Below are 24,270 nucleotides of genomic sequence, written 5' to 3'. Positions count from 1 at the left end.
ATGGAAGAGCTGGTCATCCGGGACGCCGACGTCGTCGACGGTTCCGGCGGGAGCGCCTACCGGGCGGACGTCGTGGTCGACGGCGGCCGGATCGTGTCGATCGTCCGGGAGGCCGCGGCGGCCGGCTGCCAGCGGCCCACCGCCCGCCGGGAACTGGACGCCGAGGGGCTGGTCCTGGCCCCCGGCTTCATCGACATGCACGCCCACAGCGACCTCGCGCTGCTGCGCGACCCCGACTACAGCGCGAAGGCCGCGCAGGGCGTCACCTTGGAGGTTCTCGGCCAGGACGGCCTGTCCTACGCCCCCGTGGACGACCGCACCCTCGGCGAGGTGCGCCGCGCGATCGCCGGCTGGAACGGCCCCGGCGACGACCTCGACCTCGACTGGCGCTCGGTCGGCGAGTACCTGGACCGCCTCGACCGGGGCATCGCGGTGAACGCCGCCTACCTGATCCCGCAGGGCACGGTGCGCGCGCTCGCCGTCGGCTGGGACGACCGGGAGCCGACACCGGCCGAGCTGGACCACATGCGGCGGCTGGTCGCCGAGGGCATGGAACAGGGCGCGGTCGGCATGTCGTCGGGGCTGACGTACACGCCCGGCATGTACGCCGAGGACGCCGAGCTGACCGAACTGTGCCGGGTGGTGGCGTCGTACGGCGGCTACTACTGCCCGCACCACCGCTCCTACGGGGCCGGGGCCCTGGAGGCGTACGCGGAGATGATCCAGCTGGCCCGGGAGGCGGGCTGCCCGCTGCACCTGACCCACGCCACCATGAACTTCGGCGTCAACAAGGGCCGCGCCGGCGAGCTGCTGGCCCTGCTGGACGACGCGCTGGCCGCCGGCGCCGACCTCACCCTCGACACCTACCCCTACACCCCCGGCTCCACGACGCTGGCCGCGCTGCTGCCGAGCTGGGCGAGCGAGGGCGGCCCGGAGGAGATCCTCAAGCGCCTCGCCGACGACGACACCGCCGAACGCGTCCGGCACCACCTGGAGGTGACCGGCTCCGACGGGTGCCACGGCGTGCCCATGGAGTGGGAGACGATCGAGATCTCCGGCACGGGCGACCCGTCGCTCGGGGAGTACGTCGGCCGCACGGTCCAGGAGTCGGCGACGGCCCGCGGCGAGACCCCGTGGACGGTCGTCCGCCGGCTGCTCCTGGAGGACCGGCTGGCGCCCACCATCCTCCAGCACGTCGGCCACGAGGAGAACGTCCGGGCGATCATGCGGCACCGGGTGCACACCGGCGGCTCGGACGGCATCCTCCAGGGCGCGAAACCGCACCCGCGCGCCTACGGCACCTTCCCGCGCTACCTCGGGCACTACGTGCGCGAGCTGGGCCTGCTGTCGCTGGAGGAGTGCGTGGCCCACCTCACCTCACGTCCGGCCGCCCGGCTGCGCCTCCCCGACCGCGGGCTGGTCCGCGAGGGGTACCGGGCCGACCTGGTCCTCTTCGACCCGGCGACGGTCGCGGCGGGCTCGACGTACGAACAGCCGCGCCGGCTGCCGACGGGCATCCCGCACGTCCTGGTGGACGGCCGCTTCGTGATCGAGGACGGGCGCCGCACGGACGTCCTGGCGGGGCGGTCGGTGCGGCGGACGCCGTACCCGGACCGGTGAATCCGCCCGAACCGCCCGTCCCACGTGGCGGAAAACACGGCCCGGCGACCGTTACCTGGCCGTAAGCTCGCGGTCATGCAGGTGATCCAGTCGACCAAGCTCGCCAACGTCGGTTACGAGATCCGGGGCCCGGTGCTCGAGGAGGCGATGCGGCTGGAGGCGGCCGGGCACCGCATTCTGAAGCTGAACACGGGCAATCCGGCGGCCTTCGGATTCGAGTGCCCGCCGGAGATCCTGGAGGACATCCTCCGCAACGTGTCGACGGCCCACGGGTACGGCGACGCCAAGGGTCTGCTGGCCGCGCGCCGGGCGGTCGTCATGCACAACCAGACCCTGGGCATCGAGACCGACGTCGAGCACGTCTTCATCGGCAACGGCGTCTCCGAGCTGATCGTGATGGCGATGCAGGGGCTGCTCGACGACGGCGACGAGGTGCTGGTCCCGGCGCCGGACTACCCGCTGTGGACGGCGGCCGTGTCGCTGTCCGGCGGCACGGCGGTGCACTACCGGTGCGACGAACAGGCCGACTGGATGCCGGACCTCGCCGACATCGAGCGCAAGGTCACCGACCGCACCAAGGCGATCGTCATCATCAACCCCAACAACCCGACGGGCGCGGTGTACGACGAGGAGCTGCTGCGCGGCCTGACCGACATCGCCCGCCGCCACAATCTGCTGGTCTGCTCGGACGAGATCTACGACAAGATCCTCTACGACGACGCCGTGCACGTCCCGACCGCGTCGATCGCCCCGGATCTGCTGACGCTCACCTTCAACGGCATGTCGAAGGCGTACCGGGTGGCGGGCTACCGGGTCGGCTGGATGTCGGTGTCGGGGCCGCGCGCGCACGCCGCGTCCTACATCGAGGGCCTGACGATCCTGGCGAACATGCGGCTGTGCGCCAACATGCCGGGCCAGCACGGGGTGGTCGCGGCGCTCAGCGGACGGCAGTCGGTCAGGGACCTGGTGCTGCCGGGCGGACGGCTGCGCGAGCAGCGCGACACGGCCTACGAGCTGCTGACGCAGATCCCGGGCGTGACGTGTGTGAAGCCGAAGGGGGCGCTGTACCTCTTCCCGCGCCTGGACCCCGAGGTCTTCAAGATCAAGGACGACCGGCAGATGGTCCTCGACCTGCTCCGCCAGGAGAAGATCATGGTCGTGCACGGCACCGGCTTCAACTGGCCCGAGCCGGACCACTTCCGGGTGGTGACGCTACCCTCGGCCGTGGACCTGCGGGACGCGGTGGGGCGTATCGGCCGCTTCCTGGACGGCTACAGCCAGCCCTGACGGTCCCTCTCTTCTGGATCAACACAACTTTAGAATGATTCCAATGTAGGATGGTTTCCTGAAATCACTCTGGAGGCCGTCCATGTACGAACCGATCCGCGCCAAGTCGGTCCACAGCACGACGGCCGGCAGCACCCCTGACTTCCCCCACCGGTCCCGCGAGGAGGAGCTGGACATCCAGCTCGCGGGCCATCTCGCCGCGCTGCTCACCGTGACGGACGAGCTGCGGGCCCTCGCGCCCGGCGACGAGCTGGACGCGGCGGCCGAGCGGCTCGCCGGGCAGGTGGCCCGGCTGCGGGGAGGCGAGGCGCCGGCCCGCGTCCCGCTGACCGCCGCGGAAGACCCCGCGCCCCTCGCCGACCTGCACCGACGGGCTCACACCCTGGCGGGCCGCGCCCTGGTGGTGGCGGCCTCCCGCGCCGACACGGCGGCGGCGATCCTCACCGCCGAGCGGATGGACGCCCACGCGGCGGCGCTGGAGCCGCGCGCGCTCGCGTCCCGGTGAGGTCCGCCCCCGTCCGCTCGCTCAGGCCGTGACGCGGACCGTCGCCGCCGCGGTCGACCCGGCGTGCAGGTCGTCGCCTGGCCAGCTGACCGTGTAGGTCGTGTCCCGGCGGGTGCGCGGCAGGTCGTCGAGGGTGAAGGTGCCGTCGGCGGCGACCGTCACCGACGACAGCGCCCCGGTGCCGAGCCGGTCGGTGCGCTCCACCGCCAGCACCGCCCGCTCGGGCAGCGCCGCGCCCTGCGCGGCGAAGGTGCCGGTGATGTGCACACCGGCGGCCTTCGACGCCTCCGCCGGCGCGGTCAGCGTGATCGAGCTGGCCGCCTTGCCGACCGTCACCGTCTGGACCACGTCGGTGGCCGGGCGGTGCGTGAGGTCGCCGAGGAACGACACCGTGTACGTGGCCTCGCCGACCAGGTCCGGCTCGTCCAGCACGGTGAAGGTGCCGTCCGCCCTGACGGTCGCGGTGCCGATCTCGTGGGTGCCGGACGCGTCGGTGCGGGTCGCCGTGACCTTCAGCGGCTCGGTGGGCGCGGGGCCGTCCAGCTCCAGCCTGCCGCGCACCGCCAGCGCCTCGCCCGCGGCCGCCGCGGCGGGGCTGTGGGTCAGCCCGCCGGTGAAGCGGGTGTCGTACTGGACGGCCGGCGGCTGGACGACGTGCAGCCAGTACTGGTTCCCGGCGGTGTTGGTGGTGACCGCGAACAGCCGGGAGCCGTCGGCGGACCACTCCAGGCCGCGCGGCGCCACCCGGTCGCCGTCCAGGCTGCCGTCGAAGGCGAACTCCAGCGCGGGCGTCGGATCGGCCGGGTCGGCGGGCGAGAGCAGCAGGTCGGGCGTGGCGCCGGAGGCCGAGGCGCCGCGCGCGAGGTACTTCCCGTCCCCGCTGAAGGCGACGGCGGAGGCGGCGGCGCCGGCCGGCAGCGCCGGGTAGCCGGTCGCCGCGTCGGACAGGTCGTCGGTGTTGAGCAGCCGGGTCCCCGCGCTCGCGTCGGCGACGGCCACCTTGCCGCCGTCCGCGGAGAACGCCATGTCCTTGAAGTCGAGCGCGCCCTTGCCCCCGGCGTCGGCGAACCGGCGCCCGGCCGTGCGCACCAGGGTCTCCCCGCTCGCGTCGAACACCGCGACGAACGGGTTGGCGGCCTTGGTGCCGGCCGGCTGGCCCATCATCAGCCGGTCCCCGGGCCCGGCCTCCAGCTGGAGCTTGCCGTAGTCCTGCCAGCCGCTGCGCTGCAAGGTGTTGTCGGGCAGGCCGTAGTCCAGGTACGTGAGCGTCGCCTCGCAGTCGGAGACGTAGTTGGTGGCGGTCGGCGCGGTGTGGTACTCCCTGCCGCCCGCGAAGGCCAGGCTGCGCCCGCAGGTGTCCAGACTGGCCGACGTGGTGCCGAGCGCCTGGTACGTGGCGGTGTCGTACCGCAGGATGCCTTCCCGGCCGCCGACGTAGAGCACGCTGTTGTCGGCGTTCAGCGCCAGGCCGGAGATGTGGCGCTGGGTGGTGATGCTGTCGATCCGCACGCCGGAGAAGTCGTAGACGGCGACGAGTCCGGTGTTGGTCGCGTAGCCCACGTTGCTGTCGGCGACGTACACGCGCTGGTTGGCGGAGTCGACCGTGAGCGCCGAGAACGAGGAGATCGGCAGCTTGGCCACGAGGTCGGCGGCCGCCGCGTGCGCGGCCGGTGCGGCGGTGACGGTCAGCGCGCCGGCGGCGAGCGCGGCGGCGAGCAGCGGGGCCGCGAGACGGCCGGCGCGTCTGGTACCTCGGACTGTGTTCAACTGTTCCCCCCACAGGATGCGTCGATGACCCGAACGGCAGTTCGGGCCCGGCAAGATCGGGAGCGTACACCGCGATACCCCGCGACACGGCGGGATTTCCCGGCGTGGCGCGCGGAACGACCTGTTCCTGTTGCATACCGGTATGGCCCGGACACCGTTCGTTCACCCGGGACACCGGGGAACGTTGGCTTCCGCAAGGATGCTCCGCCTGTGAGACGTATCGCAGGGATAGTCCTCGCGGTCCTGCTCGTCGGCGGTGTGGTGGCAGCCGTCGTCGCGGGGCGGGACAGCGGGGAACAGAGCACGGCAACGAAGACCGTGCGGGCCGTGATCGGGTCGGAGAAGGCGGAGTTCTTCGCCGACCCGGACGTGGTGGAAGCCCTCGCCGCCAAGGGCTGGACCGTGACCACCGAGACCTCCGGGTCCTGGGCGATGGAACAGCTCGACCTCAAGGGCTACGACCTCGCCTTCCCCTCCAGCCAGGCCCCCGCCGACGAACTCGCGAAGCGGTACGGCGTACGGGAGCCGCTGCCCCGGCCGTTCTACTCGCCGCTGGTCGTCGTCGCCCACCGCGCCGCCGCCGACGTACTGGCGGCGAGCGGCCTGGCGGCCCTCGACCGCACCCACGGCGGCACCCTGCGGACCGGTGCCTTCCTGGACGCCGCCCGCGACGACCGCACCTGGCAGCAGCTCAAGGGCGCCGGGAAGCACGGTGAGCTGCGCGGGACGGTCTACGTCTCGACCACCGACCCGGAGACCTCCAACTCCGGCGCCCTGTGGCTCGCCGCCGCCTCCTACGTCGCGGGCGGCGACCGGGTCGCCGCCTCCGAAGCGGACGTGGAGCGCACCGCGCCCCTGATGCGCAAGCTGGTCCAGGTGCAGGGCGCCCAGCAGTCCAGCTCGGACGCCGCGTTCCGGGACTTCGTCAGCGGCGTCGGCAACCCGCTGGTGCTGGTGTACGAGTCCCAGGTCACCGCCCTGCTCCAGGAGGACCAGGACGTCGGCGACCTCACCGTCCTCTACCCGGACACCACCACGACCAGCGACCACACGGTCGTACCGCTGACCGAGGACGGCCGGAAGCTGGGCGAACTGCTCGCCGGCGACCCGGAGCTGCGGGGGCTCGCCGTCCGGCACGGCTTCCGGCCGCAGGGAGCCACCGCCGAGTTCACCCGGGCGACCCAGGACCACACCGCCTATCTCAACCAACAGCTGACCGGCGTCCGGCAGGCGCCCGTGCCCACCTCCGAGGTGCTGCGCGACATCGCCCGCCGGGCCCGTGGATGACGGGGGACCCGGCATGACCGACAACGACGCCAGTTTTGTACTCACCCCGCCCGAGCCGGTGGCCGCCGTGCCCAGGGAGAAGGCCGGCGGGCTCGTCCCCGTGGACGACGGCGCCCGCGCCGAGATGTCCCGCAAGGCCGCCGCCTACGTCGAGTCGCTCGCGGCGCTGGACGCCCGCTCCCCGGAGTTCGCCGGCAAGGTCGGTGAGATCACCGGCCTGGGCGCCGGGGAGATGCGGGCCGCCGCCGCGCAGTCCAACCGGATGCTGGAGCGGACGGTACGCAGCCTGCCCGGCAAGGGCGGTGACGCCCAGTCGCAGGTGGCGGGCTCGCTGGTGGAGCTGCGCCGGGTCGTGGAGGACCTGGACCCGCGCGACCTGCCGGCCGCCAAGGGCCGCCGGTTCCTGTCCCGGCTGCCCGGCGGCAACAGACTCCGCGACCACCTCGCCAAGTACGCCTCCGCGCAGGGCACGCTCCACGCGATCGTGGGTGCGCTGCGCGGCGGCCAGGACGAACTGCGCCGCGACAACGCCGCGTTGCAGACCGAGCGGGTCCGCCTGTGGGAGACCCTGGGCAAGCTCCAGGAGTACGTGGTGCTGACCGAGGCCCTGGACACGGCCGTCGAGGAGCACATCGCGGGCGTCACCGACCCCCAGGAGGCCGACGCGCTCCGCGCCGACGTCCTCTTCCCCGTCCGGCAGAAGCACCAGGACCTGCTCACCCAGCTCGCGGTGTGCGCGCAGGGCTACCTCGCCATGGACGTCGTACGCCGCAACAACGACGAGCTGATCAAGGGCGTCGACCGGGCGGCGACGACCACCGTGTCCGCGCTGCGCATCTCCGTGATGCTGGCCTCCGCGCTCGACCACCAGAAGAAGGTCGTCGAGCAGGTCGACGCGTTGCGGGGGACGACCGAGGACCTGATCCGGGGCAACGCGGAGATGCTCGCCACGCAGAGCGGCGAGATCCAGCGGATCGCCGCCGACCCGGCGGTCGGCGCGGACACCCTGCGCCAGGCGTTCCAGCAGATCTACCGCACCCTGGACACCATCGACACCTACAAGGCGCGGGCGACGGAGGCGATGGCGGCCACGGTCGAGTCGCTGACCGCCGAACTCCAGCAGGCGAGCGGCTACCTGGAGCGCAGCCGCGCGCAGGGCGCGCTGGACGGCGGCCCGGCATGAGACGCCGTCGCCGGAGCAGTTTCGCGGCCTGTCTGACCGCCGCCGCCCTCGCCCTGCTGACCGCCTGCACCACCGACGACGACGGGGCCGCCGCCGGCATCTCCACCCCCGGCGTCCCCGGCCCCGCCGAACCCGGCACCCTGCGCGTCCTCGCCTCCAGCGAACTGACCGACATGGCCCCGGTGCTGGAGCAGGTCCGCGAGGACACCGGCGTCACCGTCCGCCTCACCCCCATGGGCACCCTCGACGCCGTCGACATGCTGGCCAAGGGGAAGACGGACGGGCGGTACGACGCCGTGTGGCTGTCGTCCAACGACTATCTGCGGCTGCGCCCCGAGGCCGCGCGGCAGGTGGTGTCCGAGACGCCCGTGATGACCAGCCCGGTCGCCATCGGCGTGCGGGACGCCACGGCGCGGGAGCTGGGCTGGAAGCCCGACGGCGTCACCTGGTCCCAGGTCGAGGAGGCCGTCGCGGACGGCAAGCTGGCCTACGGCATGACCGACCCGGCCCGCTCCAACTCCGGCTTCGCCACGCTGGTCTCGGTGGCCTCCGCGCTCTCCGGCGCCGAGGCGGCGCTCACCGACGCGGACGTGCGCGAGGCCCGGCCCCGGCTGAAGGAGTTCTTCCAGGGCCAGCGGCTGACCTCGGGCTCCTCGGGCTGGCTGGCGGCGGCCTACGAGCGGCGCGGGAACGTCGACGCGCTGCTCAACTACGAGTCCGTCCTCAAGGGCATCGACGGTCTGACGGTGATCCGCCCCCGCGACGGCGTCGTCACCGCCGACTACCCGCTCTCCTCCCTGGCCTCCACGGACGCCGCGACCCGCGAGGACGTCCGGAAGGTGGCCGACGCCCTGCGCACCGAGCGGCTCCAGCGGCGGATCACCGACACCACCCTGCGCCGCCCGGTCGTCGCCTCGGTCGCCCCCGCCGCCGGCCTCGGCACCGAACGCCGGCGCGAACTGCCCTTCCCCGGCACCCGCTCCGTCGCCGACGGCCTGCTCGACTCCTACGAGAACGAACTGCGCCGCCCCTCGCGCACGGTGTACGTCCTGGACACCTCCGGCTCCATGCGGGGCGACCGCCTGGCGGGCCTGAAGACCGCGCTCACCGGTCTGACCGGCGACTTCCGGGAACGGGAGGAGGTCACGCTGATGCCGTTCGGCTCGGCGGTGAAGAGCGTGCGCACCCATGTCGTGGACCCCGGGAATCCCGAGCGGGGCCTGTCGGCGATCCGCGCGGACACCGAGGCGCTCACCGCCTCGGGCGACACCGCCGTCTACACCTCGCTGGAGAAGGCGTACGACCACCTCGGCGGCGGCGAGGACACGTTCACGTCGATCGTGCTGATGACGGACGGCGAGAACACCACCGGCGCCGACGCGGCCGACTTCGAGGGCTTCTACCGCGCGCTGACCGCCGGACAGCGGCAGATCCCGGTCTTCCCCATCCTCTTCGGCGACTCCGACCGGGCGGAGCTGGAACACATCGCCGACCTGACCGGCGGCCGGCTGTTCGACGCCCAGCGGGGGTCGCTGGACGGCGCCTTCGAGGAGATCCGTGGCTACCAGTAAGGTCTGGGCCTACGTCGAGTCCCGGAAGAACCTGACCGGCAGCGCCTGCGGCCTGGCCGGGCTGGTGCTGACCTTCACGGGGGTCGCGGGACCGTACTGGCCGGTGGTCGTCGCCGGGCTGTACGGCGCGGGCGCGCTGATCGCCCCGCCGGAGCGGCCCGCCCCGCCCGCCTTCCCCGACCCCTCCGCCCAGCTCGACGTGATCCGCGCCGACTGGGAGCGGCTCGGCGCCTATCTCGCGGACGCCGACCTGCCGCCGGCCGCGGCCGGGCGCCTCACCGAGCTGACCGAGCTGCTCGGCGCGCTGCTGGAGCCGGGCTGGGTCACCGGGGTGCTGGCCCAGGACCCGGAGGGGGTGCACACGCTGACCCGGGCGGTGCGGCAGGACGTCCCGGAGGCCGTCGACGCGTATCTGCGCACCCGCTGGTGGCACCGGATGACGCCGGGCGGCGAACCGCCGGAACGGCATCTGGAACGCCAGCTCGGCCTGCTCCACGAGGAGGCGTCCGCGCTGGCCGCGCGGCTGCGGGAGACGGAGGAGCGCCGCCAGGAGACCCACACCCGCTACCTGGAGGACCGCTCGAACTGACGCGGTGGGGGCCGGGTCCGTCGCACGCCGTTGTGCGGGGACCCGGCCCGGACGGGGCGCCTCCGTCTGCTCCGGGACATCGAGCTACGGGAGCGGGAGGAGCCCTCTCGCGGCCGGCCTTCGTGACGACATCGCTGGTCAGGGCATGCCGGACCGGCCGCGAAGTCTCAGACGGCGGTACTCAGCCCAGGCGCTCCACCAGCGCGCGGTACTGGTCCCACAGCTCCTTGGGGGTGTGGTCACCGAAGGTGTCGAGGTGCTCGGGCACCAGCGCGGCCTCCTCGCGCCACACGTCCTTGTCGACGGTGAGCAGGAACTCCAGGTCGGCCTCGGACAGGTCCAGGCCGTCGGTGTCCAGCGCGCCCTTGGCGGGCAGCACGCCGATCGGCGTCTCGACGCCCTCGGCCTTGCCTTCCAGCCGCTCCACGATCCACTTCAGGACGCGGCCGTTCTCACCGAAGCCGGGCCAGACGAACCGGCCGTCGTCGTCCTTGCGGAACCAGTTGACGTAGTAGATCTTCGGCAGCTTCGCCTGGTCCTTGCCCTTGGCGACGTCGATCCAGTGGCCCATGTAGTCGCCCATGTTGTAGCCGCAGAACGGCAGCATGGCGAACGGGTCGCGGCGCAGCTCGCCGACCTTGCCCTCGGCGGCGGCGGTCTTCTCGGAGGCCACGTTGGCGCCGAGGAAGACGCCGTGGTTCCAGTCGAAGGACTCGGTGACCAGCGGTACGGCGGTGGCGCGGCGCCCGCCGAAGAGGATCGCCGAGATCGGCACGCCCTTGGGGTCCTCCCACTCCGGCGCGATGATCGGGCACTGCGCGGCGGGGACGGTGAAGCGGGCGTTGGGGTGGGCGGCGGGGGTGCCCGACTCCGGGGTCCAGTCGTTGCCCTTCCAGTCGGTGAGGTGGGCGGGGGTCTCCTCGGTCATGCCCTCCCACCACACGTCGTTGTCGTCGGTCAGGGCGACGTTGGTGAAGACGGAGTTGCCCCACAGCGTCTTCATCGCGTTGGCGTTGGTGTGCTCGCCGGTGCCGGGAGCGACGCCGAAGAAGCCGGCCTCGGGGTTGATCGCGTACAGGCGCCCGTCCTCGCCGAACCGCATCCAGGCGATGTCGTCGCCGATGGTCTCGACCGTCCAGCCCGGGATGGTGGGCTCCAGCATGGCGAGGTTGGTCTTGCCGCAGGCGGAGGGGAAGGCGGCGGCGACGTACTTCGCCTCGCCGCGCGGCGGGGTCAGCTTCAGGACGAGCATGTGCTCGGCGAGCCAGCCCTCGTCGCGGGCCATGACGGAGGCGATGCGCAGGGCGTAGCACTTCTTGCCGAGCAGGGCGTTGCCGCCGTAGCCGGAGCCGTAGGACCAGATCTCGCGGTCCTCGGGGAAGTGCGAGATGTACTTGGTCCGGTTGCAGGGCCAGGGGACGTCCTGCTGCCCCTCGCCCAGCGGGGCACCGAGCGAGTGCACCGCCTTGACGAAGAAGCCGTGCTCGCCCAGCTCGTCCAGGACCGGCTGTCCCATGCGGGTCATGGTGCGCATGGAGACGGCGACGTAGGCGGAGTCGGTGATCTCGACGCCGATCGCGGACAGCGGCGAGCCCAGCGGCCCCATGCAGAACGGCACGACGTACATGGTCCGGCCGCGCATCGACCCGCGGAACAGGCCGTTCTCCCCGCTGAAGATCTCCCGCATCTCGGCGGGGTCCTTCCAGTGGTTGGTCGGGCCGGCGTCCTCCTCCTTCGCGGAGCAGATGAAGGTCCGGTCCTCGACGCGGGCGACGTCGGAGGGGTCGGAGGCCGCGTAGTAGGAGTGGGGGCGTTTGACCGGGTCGAGCTTCCGGAAGGTGCCCTTGGCCACCAGCTCCTCGCACAGCCGCTCGTACTCGGCCTCGGATCCGTCACACCAGACCACGGCGTCCGGCTGCGTCAGTTCGGCGATCTCGTCCACCCACGAGACCAGCTCCTGGTGCCGGGTGGGGACGGGGGAAGCCGCGATGTCGCGCGCCACGATTGCTCCTCAAGGCGGGGATGTGTTGTTGACAGGCCCCGTGGGGGCTGCGACCCGGACGCCCGCCCGGGATCACCCGAGCGCTCATCCGGTGCCGACCGCACTCATTTGATCATCCGACGCCCGCGCCCATCTGTCCAGAGGAGCGCACACCTGAGCGACGTGAGGAGCGCCACGCACCTCGCCGTTCCGCCGCGAGCCCGCCCGTTTTTTTGCGTATACATGGAGTTCACCTGGCACTTCCTTTACTCGGCGACCGGTCGTCGATCGTGAGACCATGGAACGCGCGACCGGATTCATACGGTTGTACTGACGCGTAACTTACGGTTCCGTAGGTACGATGCCGCGCATGACTGCGTCCGCCTCCGACGCGCACACGGATTCCCCGGCCGCCGGCCGCGGTCCCGTCGCGCTCTCCCTGCCGCATCCGGTCAAGCCCAAGCTCCGGGGCTGGCTGCACCTCGGGATGTTCCCGGCCGTACTCGTCGCGGGTCTCGCGCTCACCGCCCTCGCCGACTCGACCAGAGGACGGATCGCCTGCGGCGTCTACGTCCTGACGGCCTGCCTGCTGTTCGGCGTGAGCGCCCTGTACCACCGGGGCGACTGGAGCCCCCGCATGGACGGCGTCCTGCGCCGCCTGGACCACGCCAACATCTTCCTGATCATCGCGGGCACCTACACCCCGCTGACCATGCTGCTGCTCCCCGAGGCCAAGGGGCGGTGGCTGCTGTGGGGCATCTGGGCCGCCGCGGTGGCCGGCATCGCCTTCCGCGTCTTCTGGGTCGGCGCCCCGCGCTGGCTCTACACCCCCTGTTATCTCGCCATGGGCTGGGCGGCCGTCTTCTACCTGCCCGACTTCATGCGGGCGGGCGGCATCGCGGTCCTGGTCCTGGTGATCGTGGGCGGGGTGCTCTACAGCGTCGGCGGCGTCGTCTACGGCATCAAGCGCCCCAACCCCTCCCCGCGCTGGTTCGGCTTCCACGAGGTCTTCCACTCCTTCACGCTGGCCGCGTTCACCGCGCACTACGTGGGGATCTCGCTGATCGCCTATTAGGGGGCCCCGCCGGACGGCTGCGGGAGGGACCCGGAGGTCCGGGTCCCCGCGATGGGCGGACGCCGGAAAAGCACCGGCCCCGGGGGCGGCGATCATGACATCCTGACGGGGTGAACGGTCCCGAGATCCGCGTCGAGTTCGCCCCCGAGCTGCTGCTCTTCGTCCCCCGGGCACGCCGGTCCGGCACCACCCCGGCCGCCGTCGACGGCGTCTCCACCCTCGGCCATGTCGTGGAGTCCCTGGGCGTCCCGCTGACCGAGGTCGGCACCCTCGTCGTCGACGGCCGTACCGTGCCGCCCGGACACATCCCGACGGCCGGCGAGTCGGTGACCGTACACCCCGTGGACCGTCCGCAGCGGGTGCCGGGCGCCCCCTTGCGGTTCCTCCTCGACGTGCACCTCGGCACCCTCGCCCGCCGCCTGCGCCTGCTCGGCGTGGACGCCGCCTACGAGTCCTCCGACATCGGCGACCCGGCGCTCGCCGCCCGCTCCGCCGCCGAGCGCCGCGTCCTGCTCAGCCGCGACCGGGGTCTGCTGCGCCGCCGCGAACTGTGGGCCGGCGCCTTCGTCTACAGCACCCGCCCCGACGACCAGTTGCACGACGTACTGCACCGCTTCGCCCCCGACCTGCGCCCCTGGACCCGCTGCACGGCCTGCAACGGCCTGCTGCGCGCGGCCACCAAGGACGAGGTCGCCGACCAGCTGGAGAGCGGTACGCAACGGTCGTACGACGTCTTCGCCCGCTGCGAGGCGTGCGGGCGGGCGTACTGGCGGGGCGCCCACCACGAGCAACTGGAGAACATCGTCAACAAGTACGTGCCGCGTTAGGGCCTGTCGTCAGCGGCGCGCGGCCGTGCCGTTCCGCGGCCCCGCCGCGCGGGCGCGGCCAGTCCCGGCGAACCCGTCACCGAACGGCCTCCCGCAGCCGCCCCACATCAGTGGTGGGCGCCTCGCACACGAAGCCCCGGCACACGTACGCCGCCGCCTGCCCGCCGACCAGCCCCCGCCCGGCGAGCAGCGGGAACTCCTCGCTCCCCGCCTCGCCGAAGGCGACCACCATCCCGGGCGCCGTCCCCAGCAGCGCCGCCCGGCGCAGCTCCCCGTCCCCCACGACGGCGACCTCCCGCGGCCCGTCGAGGAACGCCTCCGCCACGGCCAGCCCCCACCCCACGAACCGGGGAACCCGCGGCCCGAGCGCCTTCACCACCCCCAGCGCGTGCTCCGCCGCCTCCCGGTGCGGCCCCGACCCGGTGTGCGCCGCGTACGTCAGCAGCGCCCCCGCCGCCGCCGTCCACCCGGAGGGCGTCGCGTTGTCCGTCGGGTCCTGCGGGCGCCGGATCAGCCGTTCCGCGTCCACCGCCGTGTCGTACAGCGACCCCGCCTCGTCGCGGAACCGGGTCAGCACGTGGTCCAGGAGCAGCCCGGCGAAGTCCAGCCAGACGCCCTCCCCGGTGACGGAGGCCAGCGCGAGGAAGCCCTCGGCGACATCGGCGTAGTCCTCCAGCACGCCCGCGTTGGCGCCGGCCCGCCCGTCCCTGCTGGTGCGGGTGAGCCGGCCCTGGTCGTCGAGGTGGAGGCGGACCAGCAGGTCGGCGGCGGCGACGGCGGCGTCGACCAGGTCGGGACGGTCGAAGTAGGCGCCGGTCTCGGCGAGCGCGGCGATCGCCAGGCCGTTCCAGGCGGCGACGACCTTGTCGTCCCGGCCGGGAGCGGGCCGCCCGGCACGCGCGGCCAGCAGCCGCTCCCGTACGGAGACGATCCGCTCGGCGTCGTACACGCCCTCGTGCTGCGGGAGCTGGAGCACGGAGGCGCCGTGCTCGAAGGTGCCCTCCTCGGTCACGCCGAAGTACTGGGCGGCCAGCCGGGCGTCCTCGTCGCCGAGCACCTCGGCGAGCTGTTCGGGCGTCCACACGTAGTACGCGCCCTCGACGTGCTTGCCGGTGCCGTCATCGCTGTCGGCGTCCAGCGCGGAGGCGAACCCGCCCTCGGCGGTGCGCAGCTCGCGGACGAGGAAGTCGGCGGTCTCCAGGGCGACCCGGCGGGCGGGCGCGGAGCCGGTGGAGCGCCACAGGTGGGCGTACACGCGGCACAGCAGCGCGTTGTCGTAGAGCATCTTCTCGAAGTGGGGGACCACCCACTCGCGGTCGACCGAGTAGCGCGCGAACCCCCCGCCCAACTGGTCGTAGATCCCGCCGCGCGCCATCCGCTCGCAGGTGTCGGCCGCCATCTGCAGCGCGCCCTCGGCGCCCGTGCGGGCGTGGTGGCGCAGCAGGAACTCCAGCACCATCGACGGCGGGAACTTCGGCGCCCCGCCGAACCCGCCGCGCTGCGGGTCGTACTCCCGGGTGAGGCCGAGCAACGCCGCCGCGAGCTCCTCCTCGCCGGGCACCCGGGCGTCGCCGTAGGAGATCTCCCGTCCGGCCAGGTCCCGGACGATCTTGCCGGCGACCTCGGTGACCTCCCCGCGCCGCTCGGTCCACGCCTGCTGGACGCCGGCCAGGACCTGCCGGAAGGAGGGCATGCCCTGGCGGGGCGCGGGCGGGAAGTACGTACCGAAGTAGAACGGCTCGGCGTCCGGCGTCAGGAAGACCGTCATCGGCCAGCCGCCCTGCCCGGTCGCGGCCTGGACCGCCTCCATGTAGACGGCGTCGACGTCCGGCCGCTCCTCGCGGTCGACCTTGACGCTGACGAAGTGCGCGTTGAGGAAGTCGGCGGTGGCCCGGTCCTCGAAGGACTCGTGGGCCATGACGTGGCACCAGTGGCAGGCGCTGTAGCCGACGCTCAAGAGCACGGGCACGTCGCGCCGCCGGGCTTCTTGGAACGCGTCCGTCTCCCAGGGCCACCAGTCGACGGGGTTGTCCGCGTGCTGGAGGAGGTACGGGGACGTGGCCTGCGCGAGTCGGTTGGGCATACCCCCATCCTCGCGCACCCGCCACCGCCCCGCCCATGCGCCACGGGGCGGCGCACGAACGGGGCGAAGAGAATGGGGGGCACGTCCTGCCGGTGCGGCACCGGGATCACGTCAGGGGCGTGCGGGCGGCAGGGTGAGGGCCGAATGGGCCGGCCGTCCCGCTGGGACGGGGATGGCGCTCAGACCGCGCAGCCGGTCGTTGCGCCGCTCCAGGTCCCGGACGGTGGTCGGGAAGAGGGTGGCGCCGCCCTGGCCGACCAGCTCCTGGTTCGCGGTCACGAACTCCCGGGTGCCGCGTTCGTAGGCGGCGAGGCCCGCGACGGGGCCCTGGTCCGCGAGGCAATGGGCGAGCATGTACGCGCCGACGAGGGCGAGGCTGGTGCCCTGTCCGGTGAGGAACGAGGGCGCGTACGCGGCGTCGCCGACCAGCGCGACCCTGCCGCTCGACCAGTGGGGCATCCGGATCTGGCCGACCCCGTCGAAGAACAGGTCCCGCGCCTCGCGCAGGGCGGTCAGCATGCCCGGGACCTCCCAGCCCGCGTCGGCGAAGACCTCGGCGACCAGGTCGCGTTGGGCCTCCGGGTCGCGGAACGCGTCGACGGGGGGCTCCGGCCGGGCGAAGTTCAGGAAGGCGTGCACCTCGTCGTCGTCCCCGACGGCGTAGAGCGCGGCGGCCCGGCCCGGGGTGTTCCACATCACGGTCTCGTGGGAGAGCCCGAAGGTGTTGCGCATGGTGAACACGGCGAAGCAGTAGCCGAGGTAGCGGTGGAACTGCTCCTCGGGGCCGAACAGCAGCCGCCGGGTGCGCGAGTGCATGCCGTCCGCGCCGACCACCACGTCGAACGTACGGCTGCCGCCCCCGCGGAAGGTGACGTCGACCCCGTGCTCGGTCTGGTCGAGGGTGTCGATGGAGTCGTCGAACAGGAACTCCACGTCGTCGCGGACCGCCGCGTAGAGGGCGTCGGTCAGATCGCCGCGCCGCACCTCCAGGTCCCGGCCCGCGACACCGCCGCTGACGGCGTGCGGGTGCAGCGAGGCGACCTCGCCGCCGTCCGCGTCGAGGAAGGTCAGCCGCCGCAGGTCGATGTGCGCGTCCCGCAGCCGCGGCAGGATACCCATCCGCCGGACGACCTCCAGCGCGGTGCCGCGTATGTCGATGGGGTAGCCGCCCCCGCGCGGGGTGGGCGCCTTCTCCACGACCGTGACCGTGTGGCCGTAGCGGTTCAGCCAGAACGCGAGGGCGGGCCCCGCGATGCTGGCCCCGGATATCAGGACCGTCCGCCCCGGCGTGGAGCGGCGGGGCGTCGACTGGTCGGTGAAGGTCATTTCTTGACTCCCTTGGGCATGGTGCGAGTGATGAACAGGGCCAGCAATGTGACGGCGCCGGCTATGACGAAGCCGGTGACGTAGGCCGATTCGGCCGCGACCTCCGACCCGGCGGGGGTCGCGGCGGTGAGGAGCGCACCGCCGAGCTGCCCGCCCACGGCGTAGCCGAGGACGCGGCTCACCAGGATCAGGCTGGTGGCGATGCCGGTGTCCCCGGCATCGACGGCGGTGGCGGTGCTGGTCATCATCGCCGTGACGCACAGGCCGTTGGCCAGCGCGATCAGGGCCTTGCCGACGACGAGGTGCCAGACCTCGCTGTGTACGGACGCCAGGACCACCAGGGAGACGGCCATCATGACGACCCCGGTGCTGACCACGGCACGCGAGCCGAACCGCCGGTCCCCGATGCCGCCGAGCGGCCCGGCCAGCGTCGCGGCGACGGCGCCGGGCAGCAGGAAGAAGCCGATCTCCGTGGCACTGGCGCTGAACCCGTAGCCGTCGCCGCGCTCGTCGAGCAGCTGCGGGACGAGGTAGACCGCCATCGAGGTGCCGAGACAGATGACGAACGTCAGCACGCACGCCTTCCAGATGGCGGGCCGGGCCAGCATGCGCAGGTCGATCATCGGCGCGGTCGCCCGCCGTTCGACGCGCACCCAGCCGGCCACGAACGCGGCCAGCAGCACGACGAGGGCGCCGAGCACGAGGGGTTGTGAGGCGGCCTCGGGCGCCAGGGCGAGTACAAGCATGAGCGTGACCAGCATCCCGCTCAGGAGCAGCAGGCCGGGCCAGTCGATGCCGTCGTCGTGCGAGCCGCCCGGCGGATCGGACGGCATGAGCTTGTTCACGAGCAGGGTGGCCCCGATGACCGCGAGCGTGGGCAGCGCGAACATCCAGTGCCGGGAGAGCTGCTCCGCCACCGGCCCGGCCGACAGCATGCCGACCATCCCTCCCCCGACGAAGAGTCCGCTGACCACCCCGATGGCGACCTTCGACTCTCCCGCGGAGAGGTTCTTGCGCACCACGATGAACGACAGGGGCAGCGCGCCCACCATCGCCCCTTGCAGCACCTGCCCGAGCAGCAGTACGGGCAGGTTCGGGGCGAGCGAGGAGACGGTGCCGCCGACCGCGACGACCGCCATCAGCCGGATCAGGACCCGTTTCCCGCCGTAGCGGTCGCCGAACTTGCCCGCCAACGGCGTGATGAGCGCGCCGGTGATGAGGAGCACGATGCTGAGCAGCGCCCCCTCGGACTGGCTCATGTCCAGTTCGCGTTCCAGGAGCGGGATCGTCGGTGACACCACCGACTCCAGGGCCCCGGTGGACAGGGCCAGCAGGCCGAGGGCTCCGACAGCGGCCTTCCCGATGGGGACCGGGGGAGCCAGGGTTGTGGTCATGGTGTCCTTTCCGTCATCGCCGAGCGGGGGTCGCCGGCGGCGGGGTCGTGGAACTGCTCGGGGTTGTGGGGGTGCTCACCGCGTCCGCGGGGGCTGATCGACAGGCGAACGACGGGCCTAGGACCAGCGGCGCAGCGCGGCCCTGGCCGGCAGGGTGACCGCGAGCAGTGCCAGGCCGCCGACGGCGACCACGAGGGACCCGTACAGCAGCGGGGGCACGTACGGCAGGTCACCGGTCACGCCGCGCATCATCGGGATCAGCGTGGCCGCGGCGATCCCGGAGCCGAGGACCAGGCCCACCGCGGAGACCAGCAGGCCCTCCCAGCGGAGCATCGTCATCACCTGGCGCCGGGTGGAACCGACCAGGCGCAGCGTGCCCAGCTCGCCACGGCGGTCCAGGACCGTCATCACCAGGGTGTTGACGGCGGCGACGGCCGCGAAGCCGCCGAGGACCGCGGCCATGGTGTTGTTCAGCCAGGCGCCCAGCTTCGCGTCGCGGTTCTGCTCGGTGGCGTAGCCGGAGGCGTCGGTGACCTCGCCCAGGGCGGTGAGCGACTTCGCCGAGCCGCCCCGTACCAGCAGCGTGCTGTCGAAAGCGGAGGTGACGTGCCCGTCCAGGAACGCCCGGTCCATGGTGACCGTGGCCAGGCCGAGGCCGCGGCCGTAGACCGCGACGATCTCGGGGCTGACCTCGGTGCCGTCGGGGAGGTAGAGCCGGAGACGGTCGCCGACGCCGGCGTCCGCCGCGCTCGCCAGGGACTTGTCGATGGCGATCCGGCCCGTGCCGATCCGGTCGAGGCTGCCCTCGCGGACGTCCAGGTCCTGCACCTTCGCCAGCTCGGCGCCGGAGCCGGTGACGCCCTGGGTGGCGGCGCCCTGGAATGCCGCGAACTCGCCGGAGCCGGTCGGCACGAGCACCTGCGTGTCGAGCAGCCCGACGGCCGCCTCCACGCCCGGCGCGCGGGCGGCGCGGTCCACCGCGTCCACCGGGAGCCCGGCCGGGTCCGTCACCACGTGGTCCGCGGTGACGCCCGCGCGCAGCTGCTTGTCGGCGGCGCGGGCCTCGCTCGTGTGCATGAACACGAGGGTCGAGGAGAAGGCCACGGCGAGCACGATCGGAGTGATCGCGGAGGCGAGGCGGCGGGCGTTGGTGAGGGAGTTGGCGGCCGCGAGTCCGGCCGCCGGGCCGGCGGCGCGCAGCGGGATGCCGAACAGGCCGGCGCACAGCCGGGCCACCAGCGGGCCGAGCAGCCCGACGGCGAGCATGAAGAGCATGACGACGCCGAGGGCGGCGCCCGCCGCGTCGTCCCCGGCCGAGCCGGCGGACACGCCGGTGAGTACGGCGCCTCCGACGAGGGCGCCGACGCCGAGGAGGGTGCGGACCAGTCCGGGCCGCAGCCGCTCCACCGACGCCTCGGACAGCGCCTGTCCGGGCTTGATCCTCGCGGGCCGGCGGCCGGCCGCCCAGCCCGCGCCGAGCGCGGTCAGCAGCCCCATGACGACGGCGGCGAGCAGCGGGAGCCCGGAGACGCGCAGCTCCACGGCGTGCGGGACGGCGCCCCGGTCCTGGAGCTGCCCGAACCACCAGTGCGCGAGCCCGATGCCGGGCAGGCAGCCGATGATCCCGGCGAGCGGCGCGACGAGCAGTGCTTCGGCGGCGACCGCGCGGCGGATCTGCCGCGGCGTGGCGCCGACGGCGCGCAGCAGGGCGAACTCGCGGGCCCGCTGGCCGACCGAGAGCGCGACGGTTCCGGCGGCGGTGAAGACCGCGACGATGGCGGCGATGCCGCCGAAGGAACCGCCGATCCCGAAGAGCGTCACCTTGGCGTATCCGAGGACCGGGTCCTCGACGGCACCGCGGTCGTCGCCGGTGTGGACCTGGACGCCGGAGCCGGCCAGGGCCTGCCGCACGGCGTCGGCGAGGGCGCCGGTTCCGGTGCCCTCCTCCGCCAGCACGACCACGGCGTCGGCCTTGCCGGGGTGCCCGGCGAGCGTGGCGGCCTGGGTGTCGGCGAACCAGGCCAGGGCGGTGCCCCCGGTGTTCCGGGCGGTGTCCGCGCGGCCGGCCTCGGCGACGCCGGCGACGAGGAAGTCCCGCTGCCCGGCGGCGGTCTCCAGCGCGACGGTGTCCCCGACCGCGGCGTGCGCGGCGCGGGCCGTTGCCGCGTCGAGCACGACTTCACCCTCGCTGGGCGCGGAACCGCTGGTCAGCGAGGTTCCGGTGAAGACGTGCGAGCCCCATCCGTGCGCGGTGAGCACACCGCCCGCGACGGACAGCGCGCGGGTGCCGGAGCCGGCGTCCGTCGCGTGCACCGGGAAGGTGAAGTCCGCGACGGCGGCGGCCGCACCCGGCGCCCCGGCGGCCTTCGCCGCCAGCCCGGCGTCCATCCGTGCCGTGTCCGGCAGCGGCGTGGCCTCCTTCTCGCGGTCCTCGCCGCTGCCGGTGACGACGTACTCGTTCTGGTCCGCCGCCGCGACGACCGGCGCGTTCGCGTACCGCTCCGGCGGCACCACGGCGCGCAGGCCGGTCTCCAGCAGGATGCCGCAGGCCGAGACGATCAGGGCGGACATCAGCAGCGCGAGGAAGGTCCCCGCGAAGGACACCGGCTTGAAGCGGACGGCCTCGCGGGCCAGTCCGTTGGGGCGCCTCATGCCGCCACCCCCGCCACCGCACCGGCGCGGGGAGCGCGGGAGGTGAGCACGGCCATCCGTGCCGCGATCCGCTCCGCCGAACCGCGTTCGAGGTGGTCGGCGAAGGCGCCGTCGGCGAGGAACAGCACACGGTCGGCCCAGGCGGCCGCGGCCGGGTCGTGGGTGACCATGACGACGGTGGCGCCGAGGGTGTCCACCGCGTTGCGCAGCAGGCCGAGGACCTCGGCGGCGGTGCCGGTGTCGAGGGCGCCGGTGGGCTCGTCCGCGAAGATCACGTCGGGGTTGGTGACCAGGGCGCGGGCGACCGCCACGCGCTGCTGCTGGCCGCCGGAGAGTTCGCCGGGCCGGCGCTTCGCCTTGTCGGCGAGCCCGACCTGGGCGAGCACCGTCTGCGCCTGGCGGCGGTCCTGGCGCTGCCCGGCCAGGCGCATCGGGAGCAGCACGTTCTGCTCCACGGTCAGCGACGGCAGCAGGTTGAACGCCTGGAAGACGAAGCCGAGCCGGTCGCGGCGCAGCTCGGTCAGCTCGTTCTCGCTCATGCCGGTGATCTCCGTACCGCCCAGGCACACGGACCCCGAGGTCGGCCGGTCGAGACCGGCGGCGCACTGCAGGAAGGTGGACTTGCCGGACCCGGACGGGCCCATGACCGCGGTGAACGTGCCGCGCGGCAGGGCGAGGTCGATGCCCGCGAGTGCGTGCACCGTGCCCGCCCCGCGGCCGTACTGCCGCCGGACGTCCCGCAGTTCGACGGCGAGGCCGGGCGTGGCGGACGGGACCCCGGGCCGGTCGTCCACCTCCGGCCGGCCGTCCGCCTTCTGCCGCTTGCCCTTGCGTAGCCTCATGTTCCCTCTCCCTGCTCACACCCACTTGCTGTGACGGGTGAAGAGTGCGGGAGCGGCTGTGCGCCGGGCGTCATACCGGGGAGCCGATGTGGAGGTGCTACCGCGGTAGGGGGTGGTGGAGGGCCGGGGACGGTCCTACTCGCCCGGGGCCACCAGCCCCGACTCGTAGGCGAAGACCACCGCCTGCGCGCGGTCGCGCAGGCCGAGCTTGGTGAGGACGCGGCTGACGTGTGTCTTCACGGTCTGCTCGGCCAGTACCAGCGTCTGCGCGATCTCCCCGTTCGACAGGCCACGGGCGACCAGGGTGAGGACCTCGGTCTCGCGTTCCGTCAGGCCCTTGAGCCGCAGCGCCGGCTTGCCGCGGGCGGTGGGACGCTGCTTGGCGAAGTCGGCGATGAGACGGCGCGTCACGGAAGGGGCGAGCAGCGCGTCGCCCGAGGCCACGATGCGGACCGCCGCGATGAGGTCGGCCGGCGGCGCGTCCTTGAGCAGGAAGCCGCTCGCGCCCGCCCTGAGCGCCTCGTAGACGTAGTCGTCGATGTCGAAGGTGGTGAGCATCAGGACGCGCGGCCGGTGTGTCACTCCCGGCGGCGGCTCCATGAGGCGGCGCGTGGCCTCCAGTCCGTCCATCTCGGGCATCCGGACGTCCATCAGCACGACGTCGGGACGGGTACGCCGGCTCAGTTCGACGCCCTGGGCACCGTCGGGGGCCTCGCCCACCACGTCGATGTCGCTCTGGGCGGCCAGCAGCGCGGCGAAACCGGCCCGCACCATGGCCTGGTCGTCGACGACGACGACACGCGTTGTCACGTCAGATCTCTTTCGTCAGGGGAAGTCGGGCGGCGACCCGGAAGCCGCCGTCCGGCAGCGGCCCCGTGTCGAGAGTGCCGCCGATGATCCGTACTCGCTCGCGCATGCCGACGAGGCCGTGCCCGGTGCCGCTCGCCTCCAGCGGTGCGGCGGGCGGCTCGGGCGGGGGTCCGTTGACGATCAGGACGGTGAGCCGCGCGTCCTCCTGCGGACCGGGCTCCGGCACCGACAGCGACACCTGTGTGCGCGCTCCCGGCGCGTGCCGCACGACGTTCGCGAGGGCCTCCTGGACGATCCGGTACGCGGACAGGCCGACCGCCTCGGGCACGTCGGCGTCGCAGGGGGTGAACTCCACCGGCCCGCCGGCCCTCGCCGTCGCCTCCACCAGCTGTCCGATCTGCGCCAGGCCCGGCTGGGGCACCAGCTCGCCGCGCGCCTCCTCGTTGCGCAGCACCCCGAGGAGGCGCCGCATCTCGCCGAGCGACTCGCGCGCGGTCGCCGCGATGGACGTGAACTCCTCCCGCACGTCCGGCGGAACCCTGTCGAGGCGGTACTCCGCGGTGTCCGCCTGCACCGTGATGACGGACATGTGGTGCGCCACCACGTCGTGCAGCTCGCGGGCGATCCGGGCGCGCTCCTCCAGCAGCGTCCGCCGGCCCCGCTCGGCCTCGCTGATCGTCTCCTGCTCGGCCAGCCTGCGCTGCACCTCGGACCGCTCCCGCAGCACACCGCCCAGCAGGAGCGCGACGCCCCCGAGGATGGTGAACAGCAGCTCCATGGCACCGGAGCCGTGCGGCGCGAAGAACCCCAGAGCCACGTTCGCGCCCGCCGTGGCCAGCCACACCAGCAGCAGCGTCCGGCGCCGCTCGCGCAGCCCCAGGGCGAGGCAGAGACCGACGTACCCGACGAGTTCCATGGGCGGGAACGGCCACAGCAGCCGCTCCGGGAAGTCGACGGTGAGCAGGACGAGCGCGCCGGCCACGTCCGCGACGAAGACCACGTACCAGGCGTGCAGCGGCCGTACGACGGCGAACAGCAGCGGCGCGGCCTGCGCGACGGCCAGCCCGGCCGCGACGCCGCCGTTCAGGCCGTAGTCGGCCGTGAGGACCACGATGGTCGTGGGCATCAGGGCGACGCACAGCACGAACGCCACGGCCCACGGCACCAGCCGTACCCACCGCCGCGAAGCCCCCGCGAGCGGGGCGCGCGGGCGTTCCTCCTCCGCTGAGATCATGCGCACCAGCCTATGCGCGCCGCGACGGCGTCCGAAGAGGCCCGGGGCGTCGGCCTCTCAACTGCCGGCACGCGGCGGTTCTCCCACTTCGTGCGCGTGCCGCGGGGCGTGGCGGCAGGAGTCGACGAGGCCCGTTTCCGCGTGGGGGACGCCCAGGTCGCGGCAGCGGGCCCCCACCGGCGGTGTCGTCGGCACGACGGTGGTCGGCAACGTCTCGAAGCGGCGCATCCGCCCGTC

General features: G+C 73.3%; 18 protein-coding genes. 9 read left to right on the top strand and 9 right to left on the bottom strand.

Annotated features, from left to right (window positions below; translation table 11 throughout):
• The 3 genes from ACZ3IG_RS11295 to ACZ3IG_RS11285 all read left to right on the top strand — a co-directional run bounded on the left by ACZ3IG_RS11295 (nt 1) and on the right by ACZ3IG_RS11285 (nt 3,412).
• Entirely contained in the window at nt 1-1,620 is a 1,620-nt protein-coding gene (locus tag ACZ3IG_RS11295) for an N-acyl-D-amino-acid deacylase family protein (protein ID WP_467431028.1), read from the top strand.
• Nucleotides 1,621-1,695: 75 nt separating this feature from the next.
• On the top strand, nt 1,696-2,907 hold the full coding sequence (locus tag ACZ3IG_RS11290) for a pyridoxal phosphate-dependent aminotransferase (RefSeq protein ID WP_467431027.1): 1,212 nt from the start codon (nt 1,696-1,698) through the stop codon (nt 2,905-2,907).
• 82 nt (nt 2,908-2,989) lie between these two features.
• The gene (locus ACZ3IG_RS11285; RefSeq protein WP_467431025.1) at nt 2,990-3,412 is read left to right on the top strand and encodes an SCO4983 family protein; all 423 of its coding nucleotides are present in this window, start codon (nt 2,990-2,992) and stop codon (nt 3,410-3,412) included.
• A gap of 21 nt (nt 3,413-3,433) precedes the next feature.
• Here the strand turns inward: ACZ3IG_RS11285 and ACZ3IG_RS11280 are convergent, their stop codons facing one another.
• Nucleotides 3,434-5,179, bottom strand: coding sequence for an Ig-like domain repeat protein (locus ACZ3IG_RS11280; protein ID WP_467431023.1), 1,746 nt, complete (start codon nt 5,177-5,179; stop codon nt 3,434-3,436).
• Nucleotides 5,180-5,389: 210 nt separating this feature from the next.
• On the opposite strand from ACZ3IG_RS11280, the gene ACZ3IG_RS11275 reads away from it, so the two are divergent.
• The 4 genes from ACZ3IG_RS11275 to ACZ3IG_RS11260 are packed head-to-tail and all read left to right on the top strand — an operon-like array spanning nt 5,390 to nt 9,809.
• Complete coding sequence (locus ACZ3IG_RS11275) at nt 5,390-6,466, top strand: substrate-binding domain-containing protein (RefSeq protein ID WP_467431021.1); 1,077 nt, start codon at nt 5,390-5,392, stop codon at nt 6,464-6,466.
• A 13-nt stretch (nt 6,467-6,479) separates the two neighbouring features.
• Complete coding sequence (locus ACZ3IG_RS11270) at nt 6,480-7,649, top strand: toxic anion resistance protein (RefSeq protein ID WP_467431019.1); 1,170 nt, start codon at nt 6,480-6,482, stop codon at nt 7,647-7,649.
• Entirely contained in the window at nt 7,646-9,220 is a 1,575-nt protein-coding gene (locus ACZ3IG_RS11265; RefSeq protein WP_467431017.1) for a substrate-binding and vWA domain-containing protein, read from the top strand. The genes ACZ3IG_RS11270 and ACZ3IG_RS11265 overlap by 4 nt, the downstream gene beginning before the upstream one ends.
• Nucleotides 9,207-9,809, top strand: coding sequence for a hypothetical protein (locus ACZ3IG_RS11260; protein WP_467431015.1), 603 nt, complete (start codon nt 9,207-9,209; stop codon nt 9,807-9,809). The genes ACZ3IG_RS11265 and ACZ3IG_RS11260 overlap by 14 nt, the downstream gene beginning before the upstream one ends.
• Before the next feature lie 181 nt (nt 9,810-9,990).
• On the opposite strand, the gene ACZ3IG_RS11255 is transcribed toward ACZ3IG_RS11260, so the two are convergent.
• Nucleotides 9,991-11,811, bottom strand: coding sequence for a phosphoenolpyruvate carboxykinase (GTP) (locus tag ACZ3IG_RS11255; RefSeq protein ID WP_467431014.1), 1,821 nt, complete (start codon nt 11,809-11,811; stop codon nt 9,991-9,993).
• 349 nt (nt 11,812-12,160) lie between these two features.
• Here ACZ3IG_RS11255 and trhA point away from each other — a divergent pair, with 349 nt between their 5' ends.
• Nucleotides 12,161-12,865, top strand: coding sequence for a PAQR family membrane homeostasis protein TrhA (trhA, locus tag ACZ3IG_RS11250; RefSeq protein ID WP_467431011.1), 705 nt, complete (start codon nt 12,161-12,163; stop codon nt 12,863-12,865).
• A gap of 110 nt (nt 12,866-12,975) precedes the next feature.
• Nucleotides 12,976-13,692 carry a Mut7-C RNAse domain-containing protein gene (locus ACZ3IG_RS11245; RefSeq protein WP_467431010.1) on the top strand — a complete coding sequence of 239 codons (717 nt, stop codon included), beginning with the start codon at nt 12,976-12,978 and terminating at the stop codon, nt 13,690-13,692.
• Between the two features lie 76 nt (nt 13,693-13,768).
• Here the strand turns inward: ACZ3IG_RS11245 and ACZ3IG_RS11240 are convergent, their stop codons facing one another.
• From ACZ3IG_RS11240 to ACZ3IG_RS11210, 7 genes are all read right to left on the bottom strand, one after another.
• Nucleotides 13,769-15,775 (bottom strand): thioredoxin domain-containing protein, encoded by a 2,007-nt coding sequence (locus tag ACZ3IG_RS11240; protein WP_467431008.1) that lies wholly within the window; start codon nt 15,773-15,775, stop codon nt 13,769-13,771.
• Between the two features lie 111 nt (nt 15,776-15,886).
• The gene (locus tag ACZ3IG_RS11235) at nt 15,887-17,101 is read right to left on the bottom strand and encodes an FAD-dependent monooxygenase (RefSeq protein WP_467431007.1); all 1,215 of its coding nucleotides are present in this window, start codon (nt 17,099-17,101) and stop codon (nt 15,887-15,889) included.
• The gene (locus ACZ3IG_RS11230; RefSeq protein ID WP_467431005.1) at nt 17,098-18,495 is read right to left on the bottom strand and encodes an MFS transporter; all 1,398 of its coding nucleotides are present in this window, start codon (nt 18,493-18,495) and stop codon (nt 17,098-17,100) included. Before ACZ3IG_RS11230 ends, ACZ3IG_RS11235 begins: the two co-directional genes overlap by 4 nt.
• A 117-nt stretch (nt 18,496-18,612) precedes the next feature.
• Nucleotides 18,613-21,147 carry an FtsX-like permease family protein gene (locus tag ACZ3IG_RS11225; RefSeq protein WP_467431003.1) on the bottom strand — a complete coding sequence of 845 codons (2,535 nt, stop codon included), beginning with the start codon at nt 21,145-21,147 and terminating at the stop codon, nt 18,613-18,615.
• Entirely contained in the window at nt 21,144-21,989 is an 846-nt protein-coding gene (locus ACZ3IG_RS11220; RefSeq protein ID WP_467431001.1) for an ABC transporter ATP-binding protein, read from the bottom strand. Before ACZ3IG_RS11220 ends, ACZ3IG_RS11225 begins: the two co-directional genes overlap by 4 nt.
• A 135-nt stretch (nt 21,990-22,124) precedes the next feature.
• Nucleotides 22,125-22,799 carry a response regulator gene (locus ACZ3IG_RS11215; protein WP_467430998.1) on the bottom strand — a complete coding sequence of 225 codons (675 nt, stop codon included), beginning with the start codon at nt 22,797-22,799 and terminating at the stop codon, nt 22,125-22,127.
• 1 nt (nt 22,800) lies between these two features.
• Nucleotides 22,801-24,033 carry a sensor histidine kinase gene (locus ACZ3IG_RS11210; protein ID WP_467430996.1) on the bottom strand — a complete coding sequence of 411 codons (1,233 nt, stop codon included), beginning with the start codon at nt 24,031-24,033 and terminating at the stop codon, nt 22,801-22,803.
• Between the last annotated feature and the right edge of the window lie 237 nt (nt 24,034-24,270).

The sequence above is a fragment of the Streptomyces sp. NPDC016677 genome, assembly GCF_055562815.1.
Note: the sequence above shows the minus strand (reverse complement) of the source record. Positions and strands in the feature narration are given on the sequence as shown.

Bases quoted from the DNA above. Each gene is read 5' to 3' on its own strand.
- ACZ3IG_RS11295 (WP_467431028.1), top strand. From the start codon at position 1: ATGGAAGAGCTGGTCATCCGGGACGCCGACGTCGTCGACGGTTCCGGC.
- ACZ3IG_RS11290 (WP_467431027.1), top strand. From the start codon at position 1,696: ATGCAGGTGATCCAGTCGACCAAGCTCGCCAACGTCGGTTACGAGATC.
- ACZ3IG_RS11285 (WP_467431025.1), top strand. From the start codon at position 2,990: ATGTACGAACCGATCCGCGCCAAGTCGGTCCACAGCACGACGGCCGGC.
- ACZ3IG_RS11270 (WP_467431019.1), top strand. From the start codon at position 6,480: ATGACCGACAACGACGCCAGTTTTGTACTCACCCCGCCCGAGCCGGTG.
- ACZ3IG_RS11265 (WP_467431017.1), top strand. From the start codon at position 7,646: ATGAGACGCCGTCGCCGGAGCAGTTTCGCGGCCTGTCTGACCGCCGCC.
- trhA (WP_467431011.1), top strand. From the start codon at position 12,161: ATGACTGCGTCCGCCTCCGACGCGCACACGGATTCCCCGGCCGCCGGC.
- ACZ3IG_RS11240 (WP_467431008.1), bottom strand. From the start codon at position 15,775: ATGCCCAACCGACTCGCGCAGGCCACGTCCCCGTACCTCCTCCAGCAC.
- ACZ3IG_RS11235 (WP_467431007.1), bottom strand. From the start codon at position 17,101: ATGACCTTCACCGACCAGTCGACGCCCCGCCGCTCCACGCCGGGGCGG.
- ACZ3IG_RS11230 (WP_467431005.1), bottom strand. From the start codon at position 18,495: ATGACCACAACCCTGGCTCCCCCGGTCCCCATCGGGAAGGCCGCTGTC.
- ACZ3IG_RS11225 (WP_467431003.1), bottom strand. From the start codon at position 21,147: ATGAGGCGCCCCAACGGACTGGCCCGCGAGGCCGTCCGCTTCAAGCCG.
- ACZ3IG_RS11220 (WP_467431001.1), bottom strand. From the start codon at position 21,989: ATGAGGCTACGCAAGGGCAAGCGGCAGAAGGCGGACGGCCGGCCGGAG.
- ACZ3IG_RS11210 (WP_467430996.1), bottom strand. From the start codon at position 24,033: ATGATCTCAGCGGAGGAGGAACGCCCGCGCGCCCCGCTCGCGGGGGCT.